22 protein-coding genes and 1 pseudogene are annotated in these 24,477 nt (G+C 68.8%); 11 read left to right on the top strand and 12 right to left on the bottom strand.

Translation table 11 applies throughout. From position 1 onward, the window contains the following. Nucleotides 1–26: 26 nt before the first annotated feature. Nucleotides 27–1,463 (bottom strand): NAD(P)H-quinone dehydrogenase, encoded by a 1,437-nt coding sequence (locus AWC02_RS06340; protein ID WP_085127932.1) that lies wholly within the window; start codon nucleotides 1,461–1,463, stop codon nucleotides 27–29. Between the two features lie 42 nt (nucleotides 1,464–1,505). Between AWC02_RS06340 and AWC02_RS06335 the strand changes: the two genes are divergently transcribed. Continuing rightward, entirely contained in the window at nucleotides 1,506–1,997 is a 492-nt protein-coding gene (locus AWC02_RS06335) for a gamma-glutamylcyclotransferase family protein (RefSeq protein WP_085127931.1), read from the top strand. 23 nt (nucleotides 1,998–2,020) lie between these two features. On the opposite strand, the gene AWC02_RS06330 is transcribed toward AWC02_RS06335, so the two are convergent. Next, nucleotides 2,021–3,199 carry an amidohydrolase gene (locus tag AWC02_RS06330; protein WP_085127930.1) on the bottom strand — a complete coding sequence of 393 codons (1,179 nt, stop codon included), beginning with the start codon at nucleotides 3,197–3,199 and terminating at the stop codon, nucleotides 2,021–2,023. A 43-nt stretch (nucleotides 3,200–3,242) separates the two neighbouring features. Here AWC02_RS06330 and AWC02_RS06325 point away from each other — a divergent pair, with 43 nt between their 5' ends. Next, complete coding sequence (locus AWC02_RS06325; RefSeq protein ID WP_085127929.1) at nucleotides 3,243–4,049, top strand: purine-nucleoside phosphorylase; 807 nt, start codon at nucleotides 3,243–3,245, stop codon at nucleotides 4,047–4,049. On the opposite strand, the gene AWC02_RS06320 is transcribed toward AWC02_RS06325, so the two are convergent. Further along, a complete protein-coding gene (locus AWC02_RS06320; RefSeq protein WP_237160345.1) occupies nucleotides 4,043–5,542 on the bottom strand; it encodes a glycosyltransferase family 39 protein in 1,500 nt (499 codons plus the stop codon). The two genes, AWC02_RS06325 and AWC02_RS06320, sit on opposite strands and share 7 nt — an antisense overlap. A gap of 69 nt (nucleotides 5,543–5,611) precedes the next feature. Then, nucleotides 5,612–7,048 carry an ArnT family glycosyltransferase gene (locus AWC02_RS06315; RefSeq protein WP_207568006.1) on the bottom strand — a complete coding sequence of 479 codons (1,437 nt, stop codon included), beginning with the start codon at nucleotides 7,046–7,048 and terminating at the stop codon, nucleotides 5,612–5,614. Between the two features lie 169 nt (nucleotides 7,049–7,217). Between AWC02_RS06315 and AWC02_RS06310 the strand changes: the two genes are divergently transcribed. After that, on the top strand, nucleotides 7,218–8,828 hold the full coding sequence (locus AWC02_RS06310) for a phospho-sugar mutase (protein WP_085127927.1): 1,611 nt from the start codon (nucleotides 7,218–7,220) through the stop codon (nucleotides 8,826–8,828). A 199-nt stretch (nucleotides 8,829–9,027) separates the two neighbouring features. Here the strand turns inward: AWC02_RS06310 and upp are convergent, their stop codons facing one another. From upp to AWC02_RS06295, 3 genes are read right to left on the bottom strand one after another with little or no spacing between them, the layout of a single operon-like run. Continuing rightward, the gene (upp, locus tag AWC02_RS06305; protein WP_419179207.1) at nucleotides 9,028–9,672 is read right to left on the bottom strand and encodes a uracil phosphoribosyltransferase; all 645 of its coding nucleotides are present in this window, start codon (nucleotides 9,670–9,672) and stop codon (nucleotides 9,028–9,030) included. Continuing rightward, nucleotides 9,669–11,033, bottom strand: a complete 1,365-nt coding sequence (locus AWC02_RS06300) for a PE-PPE domain-containing protein (RefSeq protein WP_085127925.1) — start codon at nucleotides 11,031–11,033, stop codon at nucleotides 9,669–9,671. The genes upp and AWC02_RS06300 overlap by 4 nt, the downstream gene beginning before the upstream one ends. Nucleotides 11,034–11,038: 5 nt before the next feature. Continuing rightward, nucleotides 11,039–12,448 (bottom strand): PE-PPE domain-containing protein, encoded by a 1,410-nt coding sequence (locus AWC02_RS06295; protein ID WP_237160344.1) that lies wholly within the window; start codon nucleotides 12,446–12,448, stop codon nucleotides 11,039–11,041. 347 nt (nucleotides 12,449–12,795) lie between these two features. Here AWC02_RS06295 and satS point away from each other — a divergent pair, with 347 nt between their 5' ends. Together satS and AWC02_RS22145 are read left to right on the top strand one after the other, a co-directional pair. Then, a complete protein-coding gene (satS, locus tag AWC02_RS06290; protein WP_085127924.1) occupies nucleotides 12,796–14,076 on the top strand; it encodes a protein export chaperone SatS in 1,281 nt (426 codons plus the stop codon). 216 nt (nucleotides 14,077–14,292) lie between these two features. Continuing rightward, nucleotides 14,293–14,859, top strand: a complete 567-nt coding sequence (locus tag AWC02_RS22145) for an LGFP repeat-containing protein (protein ID WP_207568005.1) — start codon at nucleotides 14,293–14,295, stop codon at nucleotides 14,857–14,859. A 57-nt stretch (nucleotides 14,860–14,916) separates the two neighbouring features. Here AWC02_RS22145 and AWC02_RS06280 read toward each other — a convergent pair whose 3' ends face one another. Genes AWC02_RS06280 through AWC02_RS06270 form a run of 3 tightly spaced genes read right to left on the bottom strand, consistent with a single transcriptional unit; the run spans nucleotide 14,917 to nucleotide 17,688 of the window. After that, the gene (locus AWC02_RS06280) at nucleotides 14,917–16,005 is read right to left on the bottom strand and encodes an adenosine deaminase (protein WP_085127923.1); all 1,089 of its coding nucleotides are present in this window, start codon (nucleotides 16,003–16,005) and stop codon (nucleotides 14,917–14,919) included. Nucleotides 16,006–16,012: 7 nt separating this feature from the next. After that, nucleotides 16,013–17,299 carry a thymidine phosphorylase gene (locus AWC02_RS06275; RefSeq protein WP_085127922.1) on the bottom strand — a complete coding sequence of 429 codons (1,287 nt, stop codon included), beginning with the start codon at nucleotides 17,297–17,299 and terminating at the stop codon, nucleotides 16,013–16,015. Continuing rightward, the gene (locus AWC02_RS06270) at nucleotides 17,296–17,688 is read right to left on the bottom strand and encodes a cytidine deaminase (RefSeq protein ID WP_085127921.1); all 393 of its coding nucleotides are present in this window, start codon (nucleotides 17,686–17,688) and stop codon (nucleotides 17,296–17,298) included. The genes AWC02_RS06275 and AWC02_RS06270 overlap by 4 nt, the downstream gene beginning before the upstream one ends. 239 nt (nucleotides 17,689–17,927) lie before the next feature. Here AWC02_RS06270 and sdhC point away from each other — a divergent pair, with 239 nt between their 5' ends. From sdhC to AWC02_RS06240, 6 genes and pseudogenes are all read left to right on the top strand, one after another. Continuing rightward, on the top strand, nucleotides 17,928–18,362 hold the full coding sequence (sdhC, locus tag AWC02_RS06265; protein ID WP_419179211.1) for a succinate dehydrogenase, cytochrome b556 subunit: 435 nt from the start codon (nucleotides 17,928–17,930) through the stop codon (nucleotides 18,360–18,362). After that, entirely contained in the window at nucleotides 18,359–18,826 is a 468-nt protein-coding gene (locus tag AWC02_RS06260) for a succinate dehydrogenase hydrophobic membrane anchor subunit (protein ID WP_085127920.1), read from the top strand. The genes sdhC and AWC02_RS06260 overlap by 4 nt, the downstream gene beginning before the upstream one ends. A 33-nt stretch (nucleotides 18,827–18,859) precedes the next feature. Continuing rightward, complete coding sequence (gene sdhA, locus AWC02_RS06255) at nucleotides 18,860–20,614, top strand: succinate dehydrogenase flavoprotein subunit (protein ID WP_085127919.1); 1,755 nt, start codon at nucleotides 18,860–18,862, stop codon at nucleotides 20,612–20,614. Further along, nucleotides 20,614–21,483, top strand: a complete 870-nt coding sequence (locus tag AWC02_RS06250; RefSeq protein WP_237160343.1) for a succinate dehydrogenase iron-sulfur subunit — start codon at nucleotides 20,614–20,616, stop codon at nucleotides 21,481–21,483. The genes sdhA and AWC02_RS06250 overlap by 1 nt, the downstream gene beginning before the upstream one ends. A 52-nt stretch (nucleotides 21,484–21,535) precedes the next feature. Then, nucleotides 21,536–22,336 (top strand): phosphatidylethanolamine N-methyltransferase family domain-containing protein, encoded by an 801-nt coding sequence (locus tag AWC02_RS06245; protein ID WP_085127918.1) that lies wholly within the window; start codon nucleotides 21,536–21,538, stop codon nucleotides 22,334–22,336. A 96-nt stretch (nucleotides 22,337–22,432) separates the two neighbouring features. After that, nucleotides 22,433–23,059 (top strand): annotated as a pseudogene (locus tag AWC02_RS06240) (carboxymuconolactone decarboxylase family protein); the annotation flags it as partial. On the opposite strand, the gene AWC02_RS06235 reads toward AWC02_RS06240, so the two are convergent. Both AWC02_RS06235 and AWC02_RS06230 read right to left on the bottom strand, forming a co-directional pair. Then, complete coding sequence (locus tag AWC02_RS06235; RefSeq protein WP_085127916.1) at nucleotides 23,047–23,538, bottom strand: PPOX class F420-dependent oxidoreductase; 492 nt, start codon at nucleotides 23,536–23,538, stop codon at nucleotides 23,047–23,049. The pseudogene AWC02_RS06240 and the gene AWC02_RS06235 sit on opposite strands and share 13 nt — an antisense overlap. Further along, nucleotides 23,531–24,445 carry a sigma-70 family RNA polymerase sigma factor gene (locus tag AWC02_RS06230; RefSeq protein ID WP_085127915.1) on the bottom strand — a complete coding sequence of 305 codons (915 nt, stop codon included), beginning with the start codon at nucleotides 24,443–24,445 and terminating at the stop codon, nucleotides 23,531–23,533. The genes AWC02_RS06235 and AWC02_RS06230 overlap by 8 nt, the downstream gene beginning before the upstream one ends. Between the last annotated feature and the right edge of the window lie 32 nt (nucleotides 24,446–24,477).

The following is a 24,477-nucleotide window of genomic DNA, read 5'->3' as shown; positions in this document are numbered from 1 at the left end:
CGTGACGCGCGCTGGAGCACCACCGCTCAGTCGAGGTCGTCATGGGTCATCAGCCGCCGGGCCGCTTCGGTGAGCGACCCCGACAACGACGGATACACCGCCAGCGTCTGCGCCAGATCGGACACGGTGATCCGGTTCTGCACCGCCAGCGCGATCGGCAGGATCAGTTCCGAGGCGATCGGGGCGACCACCACGCCGCCGATGACCGTGCCGGTGGCCGGCCGGCAGAACAGCTTGAGAAACCCGTAACGCATCCGGCTCATCTTCGCCCGCGCGTTGGTCTGCAACGGCAGCATCACGGTGCGGGCGGGCACGGTGCCGTCATCGATCTGGGATTGCGGCACCCCCACCGCGGCGATCTCGGGCCGGGTGAACACCGCGGCCGCCACCGTGCGCAGCCGGATCGGCGCCACCGCCTCGCCCAGCGCGTGATACATCGCGATCCGGCCCTGCATGGCGGCCACCGAGGCCAGCGGCAGCAGCCCGGTGCAGTCGCCGGCCGCGTAGATCCCGGGCACCGATGTCCGCGACACCCGGTCCACCTGCAGATAGTCGCCGGCAGCCAGGGTGATCCCCACCCGCTCCAAGCCCAGCCCACCGGTGTTGGGCACCGAACCGACCGTCATCAGCGCATGGCTGCCGGCCACCGTTCGACCGTCGGTCATGGTGACCAGCACCCCGTCGCCGTCGCGGGTCACCGAGGCGGCGCGGGCATTCTTGACCAGGGTGACGCCGCGTTCGGCGAACACGCGCTCCAGCACCCGGGCCGCATCGGGATCCTCGTGCGGCAGCACGCGGTCGCGGCTGGCCACCACCGTCACCTTGACGCCGAGTTCGGTGTAGGCGTTGGCGAACTCCGCGCCGGTGACCCCGGAACCCACCACCACCAGGTGCTCGGGCAGGGTGCGCAGGTCGTAGAGCTGCCGCCAGGTCAGGATCCGTTCGCCGTCCGGCTCCGCGCCGGGCACGATCCGGGGGCTGGCGCCGGTGGCGATCAGCACGACGTCGGCGTCCAGCACCCGGCTCGCTGAACCGCCGTGCTCATCCGGCTCGGTCACCCGGATGCGATGCTGCGCCCGACCCGGCTCGGCGTCGATCAGCTCGCCGCGGCCGGCGATGACCTCCACACCGGAGTTGAGCAGTTGGGTGCGGATGTCGGCGGACTGCGCCGCGGCCAGCGACTTCACCCGCTCGTGAATCTGGTTCAGCTCGATCTGGGCGTCGGTGAAGTGGATGTCGAAACCCAGGTGCGGAGCCCTCCGGAGCTCGGTACGCACCCCGGACGAGGCGATGAACGTCTTGGACGGCACACAGTCCCACAACACGCAGGCACCGCCGAGGCCGTCGGAGTCGACCACCGTCACCGATACCGCTTCGGGACCCTTGGCCGCCGCGACCAGCGCCGCCTCGTAACCCGCCGGCCCGCCGCCGATAATCACGATGCGTGTCGAGGGAGTAGTCACAGCGACTAACCTATCTGGAGCGCGGCGTTTAAGATTTCTGCCGTGCCGCTCTACGCCGCCTACGGGTCGAACATGCATCCCGAACAGATGCTGCAACGAGCGCCGCACTCCCCGATGACCGGCACCGGCTGGTTGCGCGGCTGGCGGTTGACGTTCGCCGGCGAGGACATCGGCTGGGAGGGCGCCCTGGCGACCGTGGTCGAGGACCCGGACTCGAGTGTTTTCGTCGTGCTCTACGACGTGACTCCCGAAGATGAGAAGAACATGGACAGCTGGGAAGGCTCGGAATTCGGTATCCACAAGAAGATCCGGCTCCGGGTGGACCGAGTGGACGGGATCACCGCCGACCCGGCCGACAGCGAACCGGCCCCGGTGCTGGCCTGGCTGTACGTGGTGGACGCCTGGGAGCGCGGGCTGCCGTCCGCGCGTTACCTGGGCGTGGTGGCCGAGGCGGCCCAGATCGCCGGCGCCCCAGAGGAATACGTGCGCGACCTGCTGACCCGACCGGCCCGCAACATCGGCCCCGGTTCGTAGTCGCCAGCCGGGCCGTCACGCCGCTACAGCAGACCGGCCTGGTCGACCACGCCGGCCATCACCCGCACCCCCAGCGCCAGGGCCCGCTCGTCGAGATCGAACGTCGGCTGGTGCAGATCCAGCTGCGGTCCGCTGCCCGACCACACCCCGAGTCGGCCCATGGCCCCGGGCACCTGCTCCAGATACCAGGAGAAGTCCTCCCCGCCGCCGGACTGCTGGGTCTCGGCCAGTACCTCGGGCCCGACCGCCTCGATCGCATGGGTCAGCATCCGCGTCGACACCGCTTCGTTGACCACCGGCGGCACGCCACGGTGGTAGATCAGCGTGTGCTCGATGTTCAACGGCTCCAGCAGGGAGGCCACCGCCTCCTCGACGATGCCCTCCATGGCCACCCAGGTTTCCCGGCTGGCGGTGCGCACCGTACCGGCCAGGCGACCCGACTGCGGGATGGCGTTGGCGGCCACGCCGGAATTGACCGCACCCCACACCATCACGGTGCTGTTGCGCGGGTCGATGCGCCGCGACAGCACCCCGGGAAGTCCGGTGATCAGCGTGCCCAGCCCGTAGACCAGGTCGGCGGTCAGGTGTGGTCTGGAGGTGTGCCCGCCCGGACCGCTCACGGTGATCTCGACGGTGTCGGCGGCCGAGGTGATCGGCCCGGGAATGGTCGCCACCCGGCCGGCCTGCAGCCGCGGGTCGCAGTGCAGCGCGAAGATCCGGCTGACGCCGCTCAGCACGCCGGCGGCGATCGCGTCGATCGCCCCGCCCGGCATCAGCTCTTCAGCGGCCTGGAAGACCAGCCGGACCCCCACCGGCAACTCCGCGGCCGAGGCCAGCGCCAGGCCCGCACCCAGCAGAATGGCGGTGTGGGCGTCGTGACCGCAGGCATGCGCCACCCCGGGCACCAGCGAGGCGTACGGCGCCCCGGTCTGCTCGGTCATCGGTAAGGCGTCGATGTCGGCCCGCAACGCCAGACGAGGCCCGTCCTCGGGACCGAAGTCGCACGTCAGTCCGGTTCCACTGGGGAGCACCTTGGGGTTGAGGCCGGCTCCGGCCAGCAGTTCGCCGATGAACTGGGTGGTCGCGAACTCCTGCCGGCTCAGCTCCGGGTGGCGGTGCAGGTGCCGGCGCCACGCCACCACGTCGTCGGCGTGGGCGGCCAGCCACGCCTCGACGGCGTGCGAGACGGAAGCTGGAGGCATTCAGGCAGTATCCCACCGCCGCGCGCTACTAAACTGAGCGCCCGTGACGGTACCGCTGGCAACTCAGGCGGCAGCGGTCGTAGCTGCGCGCACCGGAGTCGCGACGCACGACGTTGCCGTGGTGCTCGGTTCCGGCTGGGCGCCCGCGGTGGCAGCGCTGGGCACGGCGACCGCGAGCCTGCCGATGGCCGACCTGCCCGGGTTCAGTGCGCCGACGGCGGCGGGCCACACCGGCGAACTGGTGTCGATGCGCATCGGAGCCCACCGGGTGTTGGTGCTGGTCGGCCGGATCCACGCCTACGAGGGGCATTCGCTGGCCGACGTCGTCCGCCCGGTCCGCGCCGCCGTCGCGGCCGGGGCGAACACGGTGGTGCTGACCAACGCCGCCGGCGGCCTGCGGACCAGCTACGACGTCGGCCAGCCGGTGCTGATCAGCGACCATCTGAACATGACCGGCCGCTCCCCATTGGTGGGAGCGCACTTCGTCGACATGGTCGATGCCTACACCCCGGCGCTGCGCGCGCTGGCCCACCAGGTCGACCCCGACCTGGCCGAGGGTGTCTACGCGGGGATGGCCGGTCCGCAGTACGAGACCCCCGCCGAGATCCGGATGCTGCGCACCCTGGGCGCCGACCTGGTGGGCATGTCCACCGTGCACGAGGCGATCGCCGCCCGCGCCGCGGGCGCGCAGATCCTCGGGGTGTCGTTGGTGACCAACCTGGCAGCCGGAATCACCGGCGAACCGCTCAGCCATGCCGAGGTGCTGGCCGCCGGCCGGGAATCGGCGGCCCGCATGGGCGCGCTTCTGGCCGAGGTGATCAGCCGCTTACCGTCTCCGGCAGATCAGTAGGCGACACCGGAGCTGTGGCGCATCCGCGGCCACATCGCAGCCCAACTGCCCCGCGGCAGCTCACACAGGTAGATCTTCGCCGAGCTTTCCCCGTTGCGAACTCCGACGGGGAACCGGATCGAGTCCAGATAGGTGACGTGTGCCCAGTACTGGGTCAGCCTAGGTACGGCGAACCGTCCGACGCACAGCACGGTGGTGGCATCGCCCGCCGGTGGTCCCCATGCGGAATAGCTGCTGTCGCCGCTGACCACCTGACGGTCGATGCCGGCCGCCGGGCCCAGGATTCTCAGCGCTGAAGCCTCCCCGTAGTTGCTGGTGAAGATCGGCACGTCGTCGGGCAGCGACGCCGCGGCAGCCGCCACCTGGTCGACGAATTCCGGCCAGCCGTAGGTCTCCATCGGGATGGGGTTGATCTGTCGCAGGGCCGTGGCCTGCACCGGGGGCAGTACCGGCAGGCAGAACACCACAGCTCCCGCGAACAGCCCGACAAGGGCGACCGCCCAGCCGCGGGGTATGCGCTGGGGATCCTGGGATTCGATGCGGACCGCACCGGCGGCGAACAGGGCCGCCAGCACCGGTCCCGCGTAGTAGCAGCGCCCGCCACTGACGATGCACAGCAGCAGCACCACCACCGGAACCACAAGTATCCAGCGGAACTGCCGGCTTTCGGGGGCCGCCAGCCATCGGGCTCCGATCACCCAGAGCAACACCAGCAGGGGGCCGGCGTAGAGCAGCAGCAACAGCGGCAATTGTGTCAGCGAGCCGGCCGGCCCGCCCACCCGAACCGACATGGCGTGCGCAAACTGCAGGCTCGGCCAGCCATGACGCGCGTTCCAGATCAGGTTCGGCAGTGCGAAAACAACCGCCACGGCGACGGCGAGCCACGGTCCCGCGGTGCGCAGCGCGTCCCGCCGAAAGATCAGCAGGCCCAGCCCGACTCCGATCAGCAGGAGCGCGACCGTGTGCTTGGTCTCCAGTCCGATGCCGGCAACCGCCCCGGCCGCCAGCCAGGCCGGCACGGTGTTGATCCGCAAGGCCCGTGTCACGAGCAGCAGCACGGCGATCCAGATCAGCTGGTCGGCAACGGTGGTGCCGAAGAACATGGCCGCACCCATGAACAGCGGGCTCGATGCGACCGCGGCGGCAGTGATCACCTGCGCCACCCGCCGCCCCCCGAACTCCGCGGCCAACAGTGCCGCCAGCACGATGCAGCCGAGGTGGATCGCTATGGCCAACACGCGCAGGCCCGGCAGGCCGCCCAGCGACGCCACTCGAGCCAGCATCGGCACCAGCGGCGGATGGTCGAAGTACCCCCACGCCGGGTGCTGGCCACAGACCACGTAGTAGAACTCGTCGGGGTGCCAGCCGTACTGCAGGGCGAACATCCCGTGCACGACGGCGGCGACGGCGACCACAATGGCCACCGGCAGGACCGCTGAACCCCGCAGGGACGTGCCGGTGCGGGGCACAGGCAGGGCACTTGGACGACTCACCAGCACTCCATCGGCGGACTCGATACGAATCGAGGCACTCTACCGCGTGGTTAAGCCGTCAACCGCAGGTCAGTAGGGAACACCGGAGCTGTGCCGCATCCGCGGCCACATCTGCTTCCAGGTGCCGACCGGATGCTCGCACCGGTAGATCTTGGCTCCGCGCAACCCGTTGTGCACATGATGAGGGATCGTGATCGACGCCAGATAGGTGACTTTCGTCCAATATTGGGTGAGCTTGCGGACCGGGAATTTCCCGACGCACAGCACCGTCTCGGCGTCGCCGGGTGGCGGACCCCAGAGGGCGTAATTGCTGTCGCCGCTGACCACCGGACGGTTGATGCCCGCCGACGGCCCGAGGATTCGCAGTGCCGAGGCTTCGCCGTAGTTGCCGGCGAAGATCGGCACATCCTCGGGCAGCGACGCCGCGACGGCCGCCACCTCGTCGACGAACTGCGGCCAGCCGTAGGTCTCCAGGGGAATGGGGTTGACCTTGTGCAGCGAATCGGCGGTCGTGACGGGCAGCATCGGAAGGCAGAGCATGGCCGCGCCGGTGAACAGACCGACCAGCGCAACTCCCCAGCCCGGCGGCAGCCGGTCGGGGTTCTTGGCTTCGATCCGCATCGCGCCGGCGGCGAACAGCACCGCGAACACCGGGCCCACGTAGTAGCAGCGCCCACCGCTGATGATGACCAACGCCAAAACCACCACCGGCACCGCCAGCGCCCAGCGGTGATCCGCCCCCGCCGGGGAGGCCAGCCAGCCGATGCCCACCAGCCACAGCACGATCAACAGCGGACCGGCGTACAGCAGGAGAAGCAGCGGCATCTGGGACAGTGACCCCATCGAGCCGCCCATCCGCACCGACATGGCGTGGGCGAACGTCAGGCTGGGCCAGCCGTGGGCCGCGTTCCAGATCAGGTTCGGAGCCGCCAACACCGCCGCCACCGCGCAGGCCGCCCAGGGCCCCGCCGTGCGCAGCGCGTCACGCCGGAAGATCGCTAGGCCGACCCCGATGCCGATGAGCAGCAGCACGACTGTCTGTTTGGCCTCCAGCCCGATACCGGCCACCACGCCGGCCGCCACCCAGGCCGGCACGGTGCCGATCCGCAACGCGCGTGTCACCAGCACCAGCACCGCGATCCAGACCAGTTGGTCGACCACGGTGGTCCCGAAAAACATCGCGGCACCCATGAACAGGGGGCTGGCCGCGACGGCGGCCGCGGTGACCGCCTGAGCCAGTCGGCGCCCACCGAATTCCGCGGCCAACCGCGCCGCCAGCACGATACAGCCGAGGTGCACCGCAATGGCCAAGAGCCGTAGCCCCCACAAGCCGCCCAGGGCGGCCACTCGGGCCAGCAGCGGCACCAGTGGCGGGTGGTCGAAGTATCCCCACGCCGGGTGCTGACCGCAGATGACGTAGTAGAACTCGTCGGTATGCCAGCCGTAGCGGGTGGCGACGGCCAGGTGCACGACTGCCGCGACGACCACCACGATGGCTACCGGCATCGTGTCTCGCCAACTCACCGGCGCGCAAATTGAACTTCTCGCCCGCAAGGATGCTGATTCGGCCATCGGTCCCCCCGTTGTCAAGTGATGGCAATCCGGAGGAGCGTAGCAATTAATTAGCTGACTTATTAGTTACACCCGTCAGCTTACGGCTTGTCACAATCGACGGGTGACCCCCGAGGACTGGATCGCCCACGACCCCGACCCGGCGACGGCTGCGGAGCTGCGCGCGTGCAGTCCGGGCGAGTTGGCCACCCGATTCGCGGCACCGCTGCGCTTCGGCACCGCCGGGCTGCGCGGGCCGGTGCGGGGCGGACCGGATGCGATGAACCTCGCCGTGGTGCTGCGCGCCAGCTGGGCGGTGGCCCAGGTTCTCGTGGCGCAGGGGCGCGCCGGTTCCACAGTGGTGGTCGGTGGCGACGCACGGCACGGCTCGGCGGAATTCGCGATGGCGACAGCTGAGGTTCTTGCCGCACAGGGCTTTTCGGTGCTGCTTCTGCCCAGGCCGTGCCCCACACCGGTGGTGGCGTTCGCGGTGCGCCACTGCGCCGCCGCGGCCGGCATCCAGATCACGGCTTCGCACAATCCGGCCACCGACAACGGCTACAAGGTGTTCTTCGGCGGCGGCATGCAGATCGTTTCGCCCACCGACACCGAGATCGAGACGGCGATGTCACACGCTCCCCCTGCCGATGCGATCGCCCGGCGCCCGGTCGCGCCGGCCGGCGAGGACGTGGTTGCGCACTACGTCCGGCGAGCCGCCGGGGTGCGGCGGCACCGCGGGGGGGTTCGGGTGGCATTGACGGCGTTGCACGGCGTGGGCGGCGATGTGGCGCTCGCGGCGCTGCGCGCCGCGGGGTTCACCGATCTGCACGTCGTTGCGGCCCAGTTCGACCCGGATCCGGACTTTCCGACGGTGGCCTTCCCCAACCCGGAGGAGCCCGGCGCCACCGATGCGTTGCTGGCACTGGCCGGCGAGGTCGACGCCGACATCGCCATCGCACTGGACCCGGACGCGGATCGATGCGCGGTCGGGATCGCCGGCCCGGAAGGCTGGCGAATGCTCACCGGTAACCAGACCGGCTGGCTGCTGGGCGACTACATCCTGTCGCAGCTGCCCGCGGTCCGGGCTGCCAGCGCGGTGGTGGCCAGCACCGTGGTGTCGTCGCGGATGCTGGCCGGCATCGCAGCGCGATACGGCGCCCGTCATGTGCAGACGCTGACCGGATTCAAGTGGCTGGCCCGCGCCGACGACGGTCTGCCCGGCGCCACGCTGGTCTACGCCTACGAGGAGGCGATCGGCTACTGCGTCGACCCGGACGCGGTGCGCGACAAGGACGGCATCAGTGCCGCGGTCCTGGCGTGCGATCTGGTGTCGGCACTGCGAGACCGGGGCAGCTCGATTCCCGAAGTACTCGATGAGTTGGCCCGCCGCCACGGCGTGCATGTCACCGGCGCGGTGACGCGCCGGGTCGACAGTCCCGCCGCGGCAGCTGCGGTGATGGCCCGGCTACGCGCCGATCCACCGGGAACGCTGGCGGGATTCACCGTCACCGCAACCGATCTGCTGCACCGGCGCGGACCGGCCACCGACGCGCTGGAGTTCTCCGGGCAACGCGACGGCACTTCGGTACGGGTGGTGGTGCGGCCGTCGGGGACAGAACCGAAGCTCAAGTGCTACCTCGAGGTCACGCGCCCACCCTCGGATGACCTTGCCGGGGACCGCGACGAGGCGCAGCAGGTGTGTGCGGCCGTCGCCGATGCGGTCCGTTCCTGGTAGCGGCTTATTCGGCCCATTCGTCACCAGCCGTCACACCCGCCTCAGGTGCCACCGGCCCGACGGGGTGCGATGTCTGCCCGCCTTTGAGCGACAACGGCTGCCGGGAGGAATGAATCCACCAACGCAAGAGCATCTGTCGCTCAAAGGCGGGCAACAACCACGTAGCCGCCCGCCGGTTACCGGAGTGACGGCGGGGATCTCACCGCGGCCCGAACTGGCGGTCGCCGGCATCGCCGAGGCCCGGAACGATATAGGCGTTCTCGTTCAGCCCGTCGTCGATGGCCGCGGTGATCAGCCGCGCCGCCGGTGCCGCTTCGGTCAGTGCCGCCACGCCCTGCGGTGCCGCCACCACGCAGACCACCGTGATCTCGGTGGCGCCCCGCTCAGCCAGCAGCGCCAGCGTGTGCACCAGCGAACCGCCCGTGGCCAGCATGGGGTCCAGAACCATGACCGGTGTGGCACTCAGATCGCCGGGCAGCGAGGCCAGATACGGCACCGGCAGGTGGGTGTCCTCGTCGCGCGCCACGCCGACGAAGCCGACATCGGCTTCGGGGATCAGCGCGTGCGCCGCCTCCACCATGCCCAGTCCGGCACGCAGCACCGGCACCAGCAGCGGCGGCCGGGCCAGCCGCGCTCCGACGGTCCCGGTCAGCGGGGTGCGCACCGCGACGTCCGCGCGAGCCATGTCGCGAGTGGCCTCGTAGACCAGCATCCAGGTCAGTTCCCGCAGCGCACAACGGAACACCGCGTTGTCGCTGCCTTCGTCGCGCAGCGTGGTCAATCGCGCCGCCGCCAACGGGTGTTCGACCACACAGATATTCACGCCTGGCACCCTACGTGTCATGCGCCCAGCAGGTTAAGGATCTCGAAGGCCACCGCGCCGATCTCCAGCATCGGCGCCAACGAGATCAACGGCTCGCCGTTGAAGACCGCATCCGGACCCAGCCAGTCGGCGACATTCAGCGACACCGCCAGCTCGCGCCATGCATCGAGCAGGTAGGCGTCCACCTCGTTGGTGAGGTAGTACCCGCCCAGCAGCGCATCCACGAAGGAGTCCGGCAGCGGGGAACGCCCGGCGAAGCCCAGCAGGTCGTTGATCGGGTCGACGACAGTGCGTACTGCCGCGTACTGCAGGCCGGCCAGCATCTGCAGCGGGTCCATCCGCATTCCGAAACCGGCGACATCCGACCCGTCGGCCAACTGGCCGCCGGCCGTGACGGCCCAGGGCCCCACGGCATCAGTTCCGTTGACGCCGACGAACGGGTTGCCCGGATTGCCGTAGCCCCAGTCGATGACCAGTTTCAGCATCGGCGTCAGCGCATCGCCGATCACCTTGCCGACGTCACCGAGCTGGTAGATCGGCCACAGGATCGGCAACTGCTGCGGAATCAGGTAGAAGTCGGTGTCACCGATCGCGCCGAGGTCGACGGTGTCGGCCAGATTGGCACCGTCGACGTAGGAGAAGTGCACCGTCGCCGTTCCGATCAGCGCGTTGAGAACGGCCAGCAGGTTGGCGGGGTCCTGCGGAAAGTTGGCCAGACCGTCGTAGGCGCCGGTGTAGCTGACGGTGGCGAACCCGCTGGTCGGGGTCGGCCCGATGCTCAACGGGATACCCAGGAAGGGCAGGTGTACCGGCTGGTCGCTGAGCACCGGATAGGCGGGAAAGCGGGTCAACACGCCGCCGAGCGGATTGTTGGGGTTGCCGATCAGCACGAAGCGCGGGCCGGCGGTGGCGTCACCGTCATCGCCGAGCCCCGCCGCGAGCAGGTTGATCATCTCCTGGGTGGCGATGGTGGCGCTCTGCGAATAGCCGAACACCGCCGTACCGGAGCCACCGGCGAGTGCGGCGTGCAGGATCTCGACGCCCCGAGCCACCGACTCGGCGAACGTCAGGTAGGGGTTCGGCGGCGGCAGGCACACCAGCGGACAGAACTGCTCGGGGGTGATCAAACCCTCGAAGTCGTAGCCGTCAAACGTCGGCTGCCCGGCGAACCACGGCGAATCTGGCTGCAGGAAAAGGGCTTTGACCGCTTCCATATAGCCCCCGACCGTCGGGTCGGGAATGCTGGTGGGTCCCATGATCCAGCCCTCGTCGGCCAGCAGCCGCACCTGGTGCTGCGGCGCAACGCTGTGCGCGCCAAGGCCCAGGCCGGCCCCGGGCACGGCCGTGGCCAGAACCGCTCCTGCCAGGAGCCGGCGAAGCATCGCGGCTAGTCGAGGTAGTTGAGCAGGCTGAAGCCCACTCCGACCAGATCCAGCAGCGGCTGGGCGGAGATCAGCGGCGCCCCGTTGAAGATGGCGTCGGGGCCCAGCACATCCAGCAGGTTCCATTCACTGGCCAGGTTGTGCCACCCGGTCAACAACGCCTGGTCCAGCTCGATCGTGAGGTTGTAGCCGGTGTGCAGCGCCTCCACGATCGACTGCGACAGCGGGTCGAGCCCGACGAAGTCCAGCAGGTTGTTGATGGTGTTGGTGAGGCTTTGCGCGCCGGCGTACTGCATTCCGGCCAACACCTGCAAGGGGTCCATCCGCAGCAGGAAGCCGAGGGCTCCGGTGTCCTCGGACAGCTGACCGGTGGCGGTGACGGCCCACGGTCCGGCGGCGCCGATCGGGTCGAGTCCGTCGACCGTGATTCCGGCGTCCGGGGCGCCGGGGTTGCCGTAGGACCAGTCGATAACGGTCTTGAGTATCGGCGCCACGGCGTCGCCGACCAGTCTGCCGAAGTCGCCGAGCCCGTAGATCGGCGCGAGGATGGGCAGCTGCTCGGGCAGCACGTAATAGCTGGCATTGCCGATCGATCCGAGGTCGATGGCGTTGGCGAGGTTCTCGTCGAAGTAGTTGTTGTGCAGCGCCGGGATGCCCACCAGGGCGTTGATGACGGCCAGCAGGTTCAGCGGGTTCTGCGGGAAGGCGGTCCAGCCGTCGTACTCGGTGCTGTAGACCGCCGTCGTGAACGGGAGGCCCGGGATCGAGTCGATGCCCAGCGGGATGTTCAGGAACGGAATGCGTTGCATCGCCCCGTCGAACGCATCCGGGAAGGACAGCCGGCTCAGCATGCCGCCGACCGCGCTGTTGGGGGCCCCGATCAGCACGAAGTGCAGGTTGTCCGGGTCGTAGGCGCCGCCCGGCGCGTTGGCGATCAGATTGTGCATCGCCAGGGTGGCAACGACCGAGCTCTGCGAGAAGCCGAACACGGTGACGTTGTCACCGGCCTCCAACTGGGGGCGGATCGCGGCTTCGAGGTTGGCCACGCCCTGCGCCAGCGAGTCCCCGAAGTTCAGCTGCGGTATCGGCAGGGGCTGGCAGACGATCGGGCAGAACTGCTCGGGGGTGGTCAGGCCGTTGAGCACCTGACCGGCGTAGGTGGCCTGCCCGGTGAACCACGGCGTCGCGGGCTGCAGGTAGTAGTCCCGCACCAGGTCCATGTAGTTGCCGATCGTCGGGTCGGCCTGACCCGTGCCGGTCATGATCCAGCTCTCACCGGCCAGCAGCGCAACGTCGGCGAGCATCCTTTCCAGGCGGGCCGCCGCCGTCGGCGCCAGCAGGGACGCCATCCCCAGGACGGCGGCGCACAGCGCGGCCACCATCGCCCCCAGCGGCGCAACACGCTTTCCGGTCACCGCAGGCCTCCCTGATTGCTTTGAATATGCACCGATGATCATTTGTTTCCACCAGCGATGAACACATTAATCTATTAGGTGGAATTCAGTTTAGCCCTCTGGCGCGAAAAACAGCGGCACTAATCGGCGACGTCACGGGGTTGTTTGCTGGCGTGGCGCCGGGCTGCGCCTGCCGGCCGACCGGGGCTCCGGCCCGAGAGCCGGCGGGTCACGCGGTCGTTCGATCGCTTGCCCGGTTCGCTGCGCCGCCCGGCGGCACCGCATTGCGCGTTTTCCCCGGGAGGCGGGCCCTCGGGCCGCTAATCCCGGCTCCAGGCGCCCGACCGTGCATCGTTATTCTGTGCGCCATGGCAGCTGACCTCGTTCCGATCCGCCTGGCGGTGACCGCTGGTGACCGCTACACCCTGTGGGCGCCGAGCTGGCGCGACTCCGGGGACGAGTGGCAGGCCTTCCTGGGCAAGGGCGAAGACCTGTACTGCTTCGCCACGGTGGCCGACCTGGTGGCGTTCGTCCGGATCAACGCCAACAACGACCTCTACGACCACCCCAGCTGGCCGCAGCTTGTCCGGGCCAACGCCCACAAACTCGACCCGGGCCCCGACCAGCAGTACGACCTGATCGCGGTCGAGGAGCTGCTGACCGAGAAGCCCACTGAGCAGTCCGTTCAGGAACTGGCCGGCGCGCTGGAGATCGTCTCGGCGATCGGGTCGGTGTGCGACCTGCCGGCGGTGACAAAGTTCTTCAACGGCAACCCGAACCTGGGCTGGCTGGCCGGCGGTGTCGACAACTTCACCGGCCGGGCGGGCCGCAAGCGCTGGGCACTGATCGCCGAAGTCATCGGCCGCAACTGGGGCAATGTTCTGGCCGCCGTCGAAGAGATCATCGCGACGCCCGACGTCGACGCCGCCGCGGCGTCGCGGGCAGCTGAGGAGCTGGCCGCCGAGGCACCCGCCGAGCCGGAGCCAGTCGTCGAGGAGACCGAGGCCCAGGCCGGCGAGACCGGCGAGGACGGCGAGGACGGCGAAACAGCCGCCGGCAGCGGCGAGCGGGCCGCCGGCGACCGGGTGGTCCTCGGTGGCGACGCGGACTTCTGGACCAAGGTCGGTATCGACCCCATTCGGGTCATCACCGACAACGGGACGTTCTTCACCCTGCGCTGCTACCTCGGGGACCAGCCGGTCTTCCTGGGCCGCAACGGCCGGATCAGCGTCTTCGGTTCCGAGCGCGCCCTGGCCCGCTATCTGGCCGACGAGCACGACCACGACCTGTCGGATCTGAGCACCTACGACGACATCCGCACCGCGGCCAACGACGGCTCGTTGTCGATCGAAACCACCGATGACAACGTCTACGTCCTGTCCGGGATCGCCGACGACATCACCGACGGGCCGGACGCGCTGGACCGCGAGCAACTCGATTTGGCCGTCGAGTTTCTGCAGGACGTGGGCACCTACGCCGAGGACGGTGTGGTCGCCGAAACCCTCAAACCGGATCGTCCGCTGGGCCGGATGGTCAGCTACGTGCTCGACCGCGAATCGGTCAACGAGCCGCAACGCCCGTACGCACCCGCCGTGAAGGAATGGGAACAGCTCGAGGCGTTCGTGCAGTCGCGCCTGCGCCGCGAATAGCGCTTTGCCGCCCGCTGCCGTCCGCCCCGCCAGGTGGGCGGCCCGAACGCCGGCGCGCGACGCCATGCGACGTGCCGCGGAAATTCACCGCAATTGCGGCAATTATTTGCTCCATTTCGTTGCCGAGATGTCAGATTCACGACTAACATCTGGCCCGGTAACTAACGGGCCGCGCCGTGCGGTTAGCGGGGGCCTTCCAATTCGAAAGGACTACACATGCGCAAGGCGACACAGCGGGCCGCAGCAGTATCCGCAGCAGTTTTGGGGGTCGCGCTGATCGGCACGGGTTGCAACAGCACAACCAAGGACAAGACCAACGACGCCCTGAGCTCGGCCAGCTCGATAGCGTCTTCGGCCAGCTCGGTGATCTCCTCGGCGGTCAGCACGCCGGCAGAGGAGAGCGCCGCTCCCAGCACCACGGTCATCACCGGTGCCGACGGCAAGGAGTACACCGTCGGCGGGCCGATCCTGGCCAAGTGGGACTCCCTGGACGCGGCCGCCAAGGAGGCCCTGGGAGCGCCCACCGGCGCCGAGCAGAAGAACCCGGACGGCGGCGTCTACCAGCAGTTCGACGGCGGAGTGATCGTTCACACCACCCGCGCCTATGTGGTGTGGGGCAAGATCCGCGACAAGTGGAACGAGTTGGGCGGCTCGCAGGGCAAGCTCGGCTACCCGACCAGCGATGAGACCACCACCGCGGACGGGTCCAAGCAGACCACCTTCGAGCACGGCATCGTCACCTGGAAGGAAGGCGACCCCGAGGCCACCGTCACCGAGCACTGATCCGCTGATCGAAGGCCGGGTGATCGCGTCGCGATTGCCCGGCCTTCGGCGTTCGCGTCAGCCGATCAGGGCGGCGTATCGCGGTTTGATCACCTCTTCGATGATCTGCACCCGCTGATCGAACGGGATGAACGCCGACTTCATCGCGTTGACGGTGAACCGCTGCAGATCAGCCCAGCCATAGCCGAACGTGTCGGCCAGCACCAGCATCTCCTTGCTCATGGTGGTATCGCTCATCAGCCGGTTGTCGGTGTTGACCGTGACCCGTAGCCGGGCACGGGCCAGCAGGTCGAACGGGTGCTCGGCGATGCTGTCGACCGCTCCGGTCTGCACGTTGGAACTCGGGCACAACTCGAGCGGAATCCGCTTGTCCCGCAGGATCGCCGCCAGCCGGCCCAGGTGCAGGCTGCCGTCGGGGCCGACGGTGATGTCGTCGGTGATCCGCACCCCATGGCCCAGCCGGTCGGCGCCGCAGAACGCGATCGCCTCGTGGATGGAGGGCAGCCCGAACGCCTCACCGGCGTGAATGGTGAAGCGGGCGTTGTGATCACGCATGTACTCGAATGCGTCCAGGTGCCGGCTGGGCGGATAGCCGGCCTCGGCCCCGGCGATGTCGAATCCGACCACCCCTTTGTCGCGGAACCGGATGGCCAGCTCGGCGATCTCCCGCGACAGTGCGGCGTGGCGCATCGCGGTGACCAGACAGCGCACCGTGATCGGCCGGCCGGCCGCCGCGGCCTCGCGCTCGCCGTCGGCGAAACCGGCCAGTACCGCATCGGTCACCTCGTCGAAGGACAGTCCCCCCTCGATGTGCAACTCCGGGGCGAAGCGCACCTCGGCGTAGACGACGGCGTCGGCGGCCAGATCCGCCACACACTCGGCGGCCACGCGATGCAGCGCCTCGGGGGTCTGCATCACAGCGACCGTGTGGCTGAACGGCTCCAGATAGCGCTCCAGCGAGCCGCTGTGCGAGCGGGTCCGGAACCAGGTCGCCAACTCGTCGGGGTCGGTCGCGGGCAGGTCGTCGTAGCCGACCTGCCCGGCGATGTCGACGACGGTGGCGGGCCGCAACCCGCCGTCCAGATGGTCGTGCAGTAGCGCCTTGGGAACTGCCCGGATGGTCTCCAGGCTCACCGGTGTGCTCATGGCTTCATCATGGGCTGGTCTCGAGGATCAGCGGGCGCGGGAGCGGCGGTGTGTCGCCGATGGCGAATCCGCCGTCGAGCGCGGCCAGCGCGGCACCGGTCCGCTCGGCAGTGTCGGTATAGAGGGTGAAGAGCGTCTGGCCGGCCGCCACCGGCTCGCCCGGCCGGCGGTGGATGCGAACCCCCGCCCCGTGCTGCACCCGCTCCCCCGGCCTGGACCGGCCCGCACCCAGACGCCAGGCCGCCTGGGCCACCGCCATGGCATCGATATCGCCCATGAATCCGCCCCGGTCGGCGGTCACGGTCTCGGTGCACGACCCCAGCGGCAGCGGCTGGCTCAGATCCCCGCCCTGAGCCGTCACCATCGCGGTGAATCGGTCCATCGCGGTCCCGTCGCGCAGTGCCTGAGCGGGGTCGGCGTCATCGATACCGGCCAGCGCCAGCATCTCGTGGGCCAACCGCACCGTCAGCGCCACCACGTCGGGCGGGCCGCCGCCGGCCAGCACCTCCAGGGCCTCGGCCACCTCGATCGCGTTGCCGACCGTGCACCCCAGCGGCACGCCCATGTCGGTGATCAGAGCTCGGGTGGCGACGCCGTGCGCGGTGCCCAGCGCCACCATCCGCCGAGCCAGCTCCCGCGCGTCGTCGAGTTCCTTCATGAACGCCCCCGAGCCGACTTTGACGTCGAGCACCAGCGCGTCGGTCCCCTCGGCGAGCTTCTTGCTCATCACCGACGCGGCGACCAGCGGCAGTGATTCGACGGTGCCGGTGATGTCGCGCAGCGCGTAGAGCTTGACGTCGGCGGGGGCCAGCTGACCGGCGGAGAAGATCGCCGCGCCGATCTCGGACAGTTGGTCGCGAACCCGGGTGCCCGACAGCGCCGCGCTGAAGCCGGAGATGGACTCCATCTTGTCCAGGGTTCCGCCGGTGTGACCGAGCCCACGGCCCGAGGCGCTCGGCACGGCCGCACCGCAGGCGGCGACGGCGGCGATCAGCGGCAGGGTGATCTTGTCGCCGACCCCGCCGGTCGAATGCTTGCCGACGGTGGGACGCGGGACGGCGGAGAAGTCCAGTCGCTCGCCTGAGGCCAGCACCGCCTGGGTCCACCGGGCGTTCTCGTGCTCGTCCATCCCGCGCAGATAGATCGCCATCAGCAACGCCGACATCTGCTCTTCGGCGACCACCCCGGAGGTGTAGCCGGAGATCAGCCAGTCGATCCCGGCGTCGGGCAGCCGATGGCCGTCACGCTTGCAGGCGATCAGCGTCGGGGCGTCGAAGGGCGCGGCGAGGCTCATGGCAGTGCATCGGGTCCGAAGGCGTCCGGCAGCAGTTCGGCCAGCGCTCGGGCCCCCGCCGGGTGGTCGACGAGCAACTCGGGTCCACCGTGTTCAAGCAGCACCTGACGGCACCGGCCGCACGGCATCAGCAGGTTCCCGTCGGCATCGCAACACGACAGCGCCACCAGGTGCCCGCCGCCGCCGCTGACGAGGCCGCAGACCACCGCGCACTCCGCACAGAGACCCAGCCCATATGAGACATTTTCCACATTGCAGCCGCTGACCACTCGGCCGTCGCCGGCCAGACCGGCGGCACCCACCCGCAGGCCCGAGTACGGCGCATAGGCGCGCGCCGAAACCTCTATTGCACTGCGCCGCAACACATCCCAGTCAATTCCTTGGGACATTCACCAGCTCTCCTGTCGGTCTGAGCGCGCCGCATCACCGCCTTGGCCCGGCGGCAACGAGGCAAAATCAGCGTAGCCTCAGCCTCTTACTACCCGTCAGTAACTTTCGCGTGGTCGTTTCGGGCCTGTGGATGGGTTTAGAGTCCAACCCGAGGTTTGTTGAAGCGATAGCGTGGTGGAGCGACCGCACGCCGGCGAAGCCGGGCGCAGCGGGCCCGCCGCAGAAAAATTTGGAGGCGCTGATGACGGCGACATCCGCCGATGCGGCGACGCCGGGAACGCGGACGGGTGTGACGCGGCACCGCCGGCAGAGTCTGTACAAGGGCGACCCCGGTATGTGGGCGTTCGCGCTGCACCGGATCACCGGTGCGACCATTTTCTTCTTCCTGTTCGTCCATGTCCTCGACACGGCGCTGGTGCGGGTGAGCCCGCAGGCCTACAGCGAGGTCATCGCGACCTACAAGACCCCGCTCGTCGGCCTGATGGAGCTGGGACTGGTTGCCGCGGTGCTGTTTCACGGCCTCAACGGGATCCGGCTGATCCTGATCGACTTCTGGTGGCAGGGCACCCGCTGGCACCGCCAGATGCTGGTGGCGGTAGGCGTCATCTGGCTGGTGGTGATGGTTCCGGTGGTTGTCCGCATCGGCATGCACATGGCGGAGCGATTCCTATGAGCACGACTGACCTGCCGCGCAGCAGGGGCCCGATAGCCCCGGTTCTGGGCCCCGACCGCGACCGCCCGGCCAGCCTCGGCGACCCGCGCGCGCCCCGCCGGCACAGCGGGATGCCCAACTTCGAGAAGTACACCTGGCTGTTCATGCGGTTCTCCGGCGCCGTCTTGATCTTCCTGGTGCTCGGGCATCTGTTCATCATGCTGATGTGGGACAACGGCGTGTACCGCATCGACTTCAACTACGTTGCCGAGCGCTGGCGCTCGCCGTTCTGGCAGATCTGGGACCTGAGCCTGTTGTGGCTGGCCGAACTGCACGGCGGCAACGGCCTGCGCACGATCATCGGCGACTACACCCGCAGCTCCCGCAGCCGGTTCTGGCTGATGACGCTGCTGGTCGTGTCGATCGTCTTCACGCTGGCACTGGGCAGCTACGTGCTGCTGACCTTCGACGCGAACATTTCTTGACGGCAGATTCGGTAGCGAACGGGTGATATCGCGGTGATTCAAGAACATCGTTACGACGTGGTGATCGTCGGTGCCGGCGGCGCCGGGATGCGCGCGGCCGTCGAGGCGGCCCCGCGGGCCCGCACCGCGGTGCTGACCAAGCTCTACCCCACGCGCAGCCATACCGGTGCGGCGCAGGGCGGCATGTGCGCGGCGCTGGCCAATGTCGAGGACGACAACTGGGAGTGGCACGCCTTCGACACCGTCAAGGGCGGTGACTACCTGGCCGACCAGGACGCGGTGGAGATCATGGCCAAGGAGGCCATCGACGCGGTGCTGGACCTGGAGAACATGGGCATGCCGTTCTCCCGGACCCCCGAGGGCCGCATCGACCAGCGCCGGTTCGGCGGGCACACCCGTGATCACGGCAAGGCCCCGGTTCGTCGCGCGTGCTACGCCGCCGACCGGACCGGTCACATGATCCTGCAGACCCTGTACCAAAACTGCGTCAAGCACGGCGTGGAGTTCTTCAACGAGTTCTACGCGCTGGACCTGGTCCTCACCGAGACCCCGTCGGGGCCGGTGGCGACCGGCATCGTCGCCTACGAGCTGGCCACCGGCGACATCCACGTCTTCCACGCCAAGGCCATCGTGTTCGCCACCGGCGGCTCCGGCCGGATGTACAAGACCACCTCCAACGCCCACACCCTGACCGGCGACGGCCTGGGCATCGTGTTCCGCAAGGGACTGCCGCTGGAGGACATGGAGTTCCACCAGTTCCACCCGACCGGCCTGGCCGGCCTGGGCATCCTGATCTCCGAAGCCGTGCGCGGCGAGGGCGGCCGGCTGCTCAACGCCGACGGTGAGCGGTTCATGGAGCGCTACGCCCCGACGATCGTCGACCTGGCCCCGCGGGACATCGTGGCCCGCTCGATGGTGCTCGAGGTGCTCGAGGGCCGCGGCGCCGGCCCGAACAAAGACTACGTCTACATCGACGTGCGTCACCTCGGCGAGGACGTGCTCGAGGAGAAGCTGCCCGACATCACCGAGTTCGCCCGCACCTATCTGGGCGTGGACCCGGTCAAGGAGCTGGTGCCGGTCTACCCGACCTGCCACTACGTGATGGGCGGGATCCCGACCACCGTCACCGGCCAGGTGCTGCGGGACAACACCAACACCGTGCCGGGCCTGTATGCCGCCGGCGAATGCGCCTGCGTGTCGGTGCACGGGGCCAACCGCCTGGGCACCAACTCGCTGCTGGACATCAACGTGTTCGGGCGTCGCGCGGGCATCGCCGCCGCCGAGTACGCCAATGCGCACGACTTCGTCGAGCTGCCGGAGAACCCCGCCGAAACGGTGGTCAGCTGGGTGTCCGACATCCTGTCCGACCACGGCAACGAGCGGGTCGCCGACATCCGCGGCGCGTTGCAGCAGTCGATGGACAACAACGCCGCGGTGTTCCGCACCGAGAAGACTCTCAAGCAGGCGCTCAGCGACATCCACGCGCTCAAGGAGCGCTACGCCCGGATCACGGTGCACGACAAGGGCAAGCGCTTCAACTCCGACCTGCTCGAGGCGATCGAGCTCGGCTTCCTGCTGGAGCTGGCCGAGGTCACCGTGGTGGGTGCGCTCAACCGGCGGGAATCGCGCGGCGGACACGCCCGCGAGGACTACCCCAACCGGGACGACGTCAACTACATGCGCCACACCATGGCCTACAAGGAAGGCTCCGACCTGATCGCCGACATCCGGCTGGACTACAAGCCGGTGGTGCAGACCCGCTACGAACCGAAGGAACGGAAGTACTGATGTCCTCCTCAGCTGACTCCGGTTGCTGCTCGTCGCAGGGCGGATGCTGTTCGCCGGAGCCGTCGAGCACCAAACCGGCGGCGCTGGTCGACACCGCCCCCGCCGGAGACCCGCCGCTGCCCCCGATCCCCGAGGGCGCGCAGATGGTCACCCTCAAGATCGCCCGCTACAACCCGGAGGACCCGGATGCCTACGCCGCCACCGGCGGCTGGCAGAGCTTCCGGGTTCCGGCGCTGCCCACCGACCGGTTGCTCAACCTGCTGATCTACGTCAAGAGCTACCTGGACGGGTCGCTGACCTTCCGGCGGTCCTGCGCCCACGGCGTGTGCGGCTCCGACGGCGTGCGGGTCAACGGCAACAACAAGCTGGCCTGCAAACTGCTGATGCGCGACATCCTGCCCAAGAAGCCGGGCAAGGAACTGACGCTGACCATCGAGCCGCTGCGCGGGCTTCCGGTGGAAAAAGACCTCGTGGTCAACATGGAACCGTTCATGGATGCCTACAAGGCGGTCAAGCCGTACCTGATCACCTCCGGCAACCAGCCCACCCGCGAGCACATCCAGAGCCAGACCGACCGTGCGCGCTACGACGACACCACCAAGTGCATCCTGTGCGCCATCTGCACCACGAGCTGCCCGGTGTACTGGAGCGAGGGCGCCTACTTCGGGCCGGCCGCGATCGTCAACGCCCACCGGTTCATCTTCGACAGCCGCGACGAGGCCGCCGCCGAACGCCTGGACATCCTCAACGAGGTCGACGGGGTGTGGCGCTGCCGCACCACGTTCAACTGCACGGATGCCTGCCCGCGCGGCATCGAGATCACCAAGGCGATCCAGGAGGTGAAGCGGGCGCTGATGTTCGCCCGCTGATCACCCCTGGGCGTTGGTGCGGCCGCCGATCCGGCGTGATAGGACACTGTCCATGCATTGGTACACCGGCCACACCTTCTACGACTCGGTCCTGACTGCGGCGTTCGCGTTCGCGGCGTTCGTGATCGTCGGCGGCTTCTTCGGCCAGAGCTCCTACGGCCGGTTCTCGTCGACCAAGCTGGGGTTCAACCTGAACCCGAAGTTCGGCTGGTGGCTGATGGAGATCCCGGCGACCGTGGTGTTCGCCGTCGCCTACCTCAGCGGCCCGGCCCGCTTCGAGCCGACATCGCTGGTGCTGGCGGGGATCTGGGCACTGCACTACGCCAACCGCGGCTGGTTCTTTCCGCTGGCGATCCGCCAGGTCCCCGGCAAACGCAGCACCTTCAACGTCTCGGTGGTGGTGATGGGCATGCTCGTCACCTCCATGCACGGCTACCTCAACGGAGCGCTGTTCAGCCACAACTACTTCGGGCAGTACGGCGCCGCGTGGCTGACCGACCCGCGGTTCCTGGTGGGCCTGGCCGTCTACCTGTGCGGCTTTGCCCTGCTGGTCAACTCCGAGTCGATCGTGCGCAACCTGCGCGAGAAGAACACCGTCGGTCGGCCCGGTGGCGCGGAGTACCGGATTCCGTTCGGCGGGGGCTTCCGGTTCGTCAGCAGCCCGGCCTATCTGGGCGAGATCATCGCCTGGACGGGTTTCGCGATCCTCACCTGGGCGCTGCCGGGCGTCGCGATCCTGCTGATCACCGCCGGCAATCTGATCCCCCGCGCGCTGGGAACCCACCGCTGGTACCGGGAGAAGTTCCCCGACTACCCGGCCGATCGCAAGGCACTGGTTCCCTTCCTGATCTGACGTTCGCCGAACGTGCACTCAGGCCGAGAATTCCCCACTGTTTTCGGTCTGAGTACACGCTCGGCGAGCTGACCCGAGCCGACCCGACCCGCGCTGTCACACTTTGGCGGGCCGATTCGTCTAACGGGTATGACTACTCGAACACGAATCGAACCGCTGTCCCCCCGCCAGGCCAACCTGCTGGTGCGCGCCATGTACCGCTACACCAGACGGCGCTTCGGCGAGGTCCCCGAACCGTTCGCCGTCATCGCCCGCCACCCGCGACTGCTGATGGCCAACGCCGTACACGAAGGGCTGCTGCAGTCCGCGTCGCGCACCCTGCCCGCCACGGTGCGCGAACTGGCGGTGTTCTGGACCGCCCGCACCATCGGCTGCTCATGGTGCGTCGACTTCGGTGCCATGCTGACCCGGCTCGAGGGCCTGGATGTCGAGCGCCTCAAGGACATCGACAACTACGCTCACTCCGCGCTGTACACCGACGACGAACGGGCCGCGATCGCCTACGCCGATGCGGTGACCACCGACCCGCACAGTGTCACCGACGCCCAGGTGGCCGACCTGCGGCGCCGCTTCGGTGACGCCGGCGTCATCGAGCTGACCTACCAGATCGGGATCGAGAACATGCGGGCCCGGATGTACTCGGCGCTGGGCATCACCGAGCAGGGCTTCAACTCCGGGGACGCCTGCCGGGTGCCCTGGGCCACCGACGATCAGCCCGGCTGACCCGCAGGGGCGATCTCGATATAGGCGATCGGGATTCCGGCTGCCGCACTGCCCTTGTCCAGACCGCGCTCGAAGATCCGCATCGCCGGACTCCAGTTGGCGGCGATGGCACGCTCGGCACGCGCATGGTCGGACTCGGGCAGGATCCTGGCGATCCCCGCCACCGGCTTCCCCTCGGGCTTGCCGCGCAGGCTGCTGGGCACCACGACGACGTTGGGGTTGTTGCGGATGCGCTTGACCTTGCCGGTGGAGGCGTCGGTGCGAACGTAGATCTTCCCGGCGTCCACCCCGTGGTTGATCGGGCTCGGCATCGCTTCACCGGAACGCTTGTAGGTGACCAGCACGATCTGCCGGAATGCGTCGAAGCCGCTGAAATCCGTGCCGGTGGGCTGGCCGATGGCGAAGGCGTCGCGGTGGCGCATCTTGTCCATCGCGCGAAACATCAACGCGCCCATCTTCTTCGTGAAGCCGTCAGCCATGTACATCCTCCGGTCTGCGCAACGGTGATCCGGTGAACTTGTCGGGGTTGGCGACATCCCAGATGGCCACCACCCGCCCGTCGCGCACCGTCATGGCGGTGACTCGCGGCATCAGCTCCGCCAGCCCGTCGACACCGGGCGCTCCGGGGGTGTAGGTGCCGAGCTCGCCGTTGACCAGCGCCAGCTGGTTCGCGGTGATCAGGGTGGGGCCGTAGCGGCGCGCCAGGCCGAGCAGCAACCGCGCCACCTTCTGCGGTCCCTGGACCACCCGCAGGACGGTCGGGGCCCGGCGATTCGCGTCGCCGGTGAACGTCACGTCGGGATGCAGCAGCGCCACCACAGCCGCCAGGTCACCGGCTGCCAGGGCGGCCATCAACGACCCGACCGCCTCGGCATGACGCGGATCGGGTTCCGGCGGCGGATCGGCCGCCACGGCCTTGCGTGCCCGTGACGCCAGTTGGCGGGCCGTGGCGGGGCTGGTCTGCAACACCGCAGCCACCTCCGCGAACGGGACGGCGAACCCGTCGTGCAGCACGAAGGCCACCCGCTGATCGGGGGTCAGCCGCTCCAGCACGACCATCGCGGCAAACCGCGCGTCTTCGCCGGCCACCACCGCCGACAAGGGATCGGTGTCGTCGAAGCCGGTCACCACCGGCTCGGGCAGCCATTCGCCGAAATAGGATTCGCGTCGCCGCGCCGCCGAGCGCAGCCGGTCCAGACCCAGCCGGCTCACCACCGTGGTCAACCAGGCCCGCGGATCATCGATGTGGTCTCGTTCGGCGGCGCTGAAGCGCAGCCAGGCGTCTTGGACGATGTCCTCGGCATCGGCGAACATGCCGGTGAGCCGGTAGGCCACCGCCAGCAGGTGAGGCCGCAGCGCCTCGAAGTCCTCCACCGATGCCGTCATCGCCACCAGCCTAGGCGGGCCGGCGCACGGTG

Origin of the sequence: Mycolicibacter engbaekii (assembly GCF_002101585.1) — a bacterium.
Lineage (GTDB): Bacteria > Actinomycetota > Actinomycetes > Mycobacteriales > Mycobacteriaceae > Mycobacterium > Mycobacterium engbaekii.
This window is presented reverse-complemented; position numbering and strand designations above follow the sequence as displayed.

Coding starts and splice junctions, on each gene's coding strand:
- AWC02_RS06300 (WP_085127925.1), bottom strand. CDS start 11,033: ATGCTTCGCCGGCTCCTGGCAGGAGCGGTTCTGGCCACGGCCGTGCCC.
- upp (WP_419179207.1), bottom strand. CDS start 9,672: ATGACACGTAGGGTGCCAGGCGTGAATATCTGTGTGGTCGAACACCCG.
- AWC02_RS06330 (WP_085127930.1), bottom strand. CDS start 3,199: ATGCCTCCAGCTTCCGTCTCGCACGCCGTCGAGGCGTGGCTGGCCGCC.
- AWC02_RS06260 (WP_085127920.1), top strand. CDS start 18,359: ATGAGCACGACTGACCTGCCGCGCAGCAGGGGCCCGATAGCCCCGGTT.
- AWC02_RS06245 (WP_085127918.1), top strand. CDS start 21,536: ATGCATTGGTACACCGGCCACACCTTCTACGACTCGGTCCTGACTGCG.
- satS (WP_085127924.1), top strand. CDS start 12,796: ATGGCAGCTGACCTCGTTCCGATCCGCCTGGCGGTGACCGCTGGTGAC.
- AWC02_RS06270 (WP_085127921.1), bottom strand. CDS start 17,688: ATGTCCCAAGGAATTGACTGGGATGTGTTGCGGCGCAGTGCAATAGAG.
- AWC02_RS06230 (WP_085127915.1), bottom strand. CDS start 24,445: ATGACGGCATCGGTGGAGGACTTCGAGGCGCTGCGGCCTCACCTGCTG.
- AWC02_RS06280 (WP_085127923.1), bottom strand. CDS start 16,005: ATGAGCACACCGGTGAGCCTGGAGACCATCCGGGCAGTTCCCAAGGCG.
- AWC02_RS06315 (WP_207568006.1), bottom strand. CDS start 7,048: ATGCCGGTAGCCATCGTGGTGGTCGTCGCGGCAGTCGTGCACCTGGCC.
- AWC02_RS06250 (WP_237160343.1), top strand. CDS start 20,614: ATGTCCTCCTCAGCTGACTCCGGTTGCTGCTCGTCGCAGGGCGGATGC.
- AWC02_RS06235 (WP_085127916.1), bottom strand. CDS start 23,538: ATGGCTGACGGCTTCACGAAGAAGATGGGCGCGTTGATGTTTCGCGCG.
- AWC02_RS06275 (WP_085127922.1), bottom strand. CDS start 17,299: ATGAGCCTCGCCGCGCCCTTCGACGCCCCGACGCTGATCGCCTGCAAG.
- AWC02_RS22145 (WP_207568005.1), top strand. CDS start 14,293: ATGCGCAAGGCGACACAGCGGGCCGCAGCAGTATCCGCAGCAGTTTTG.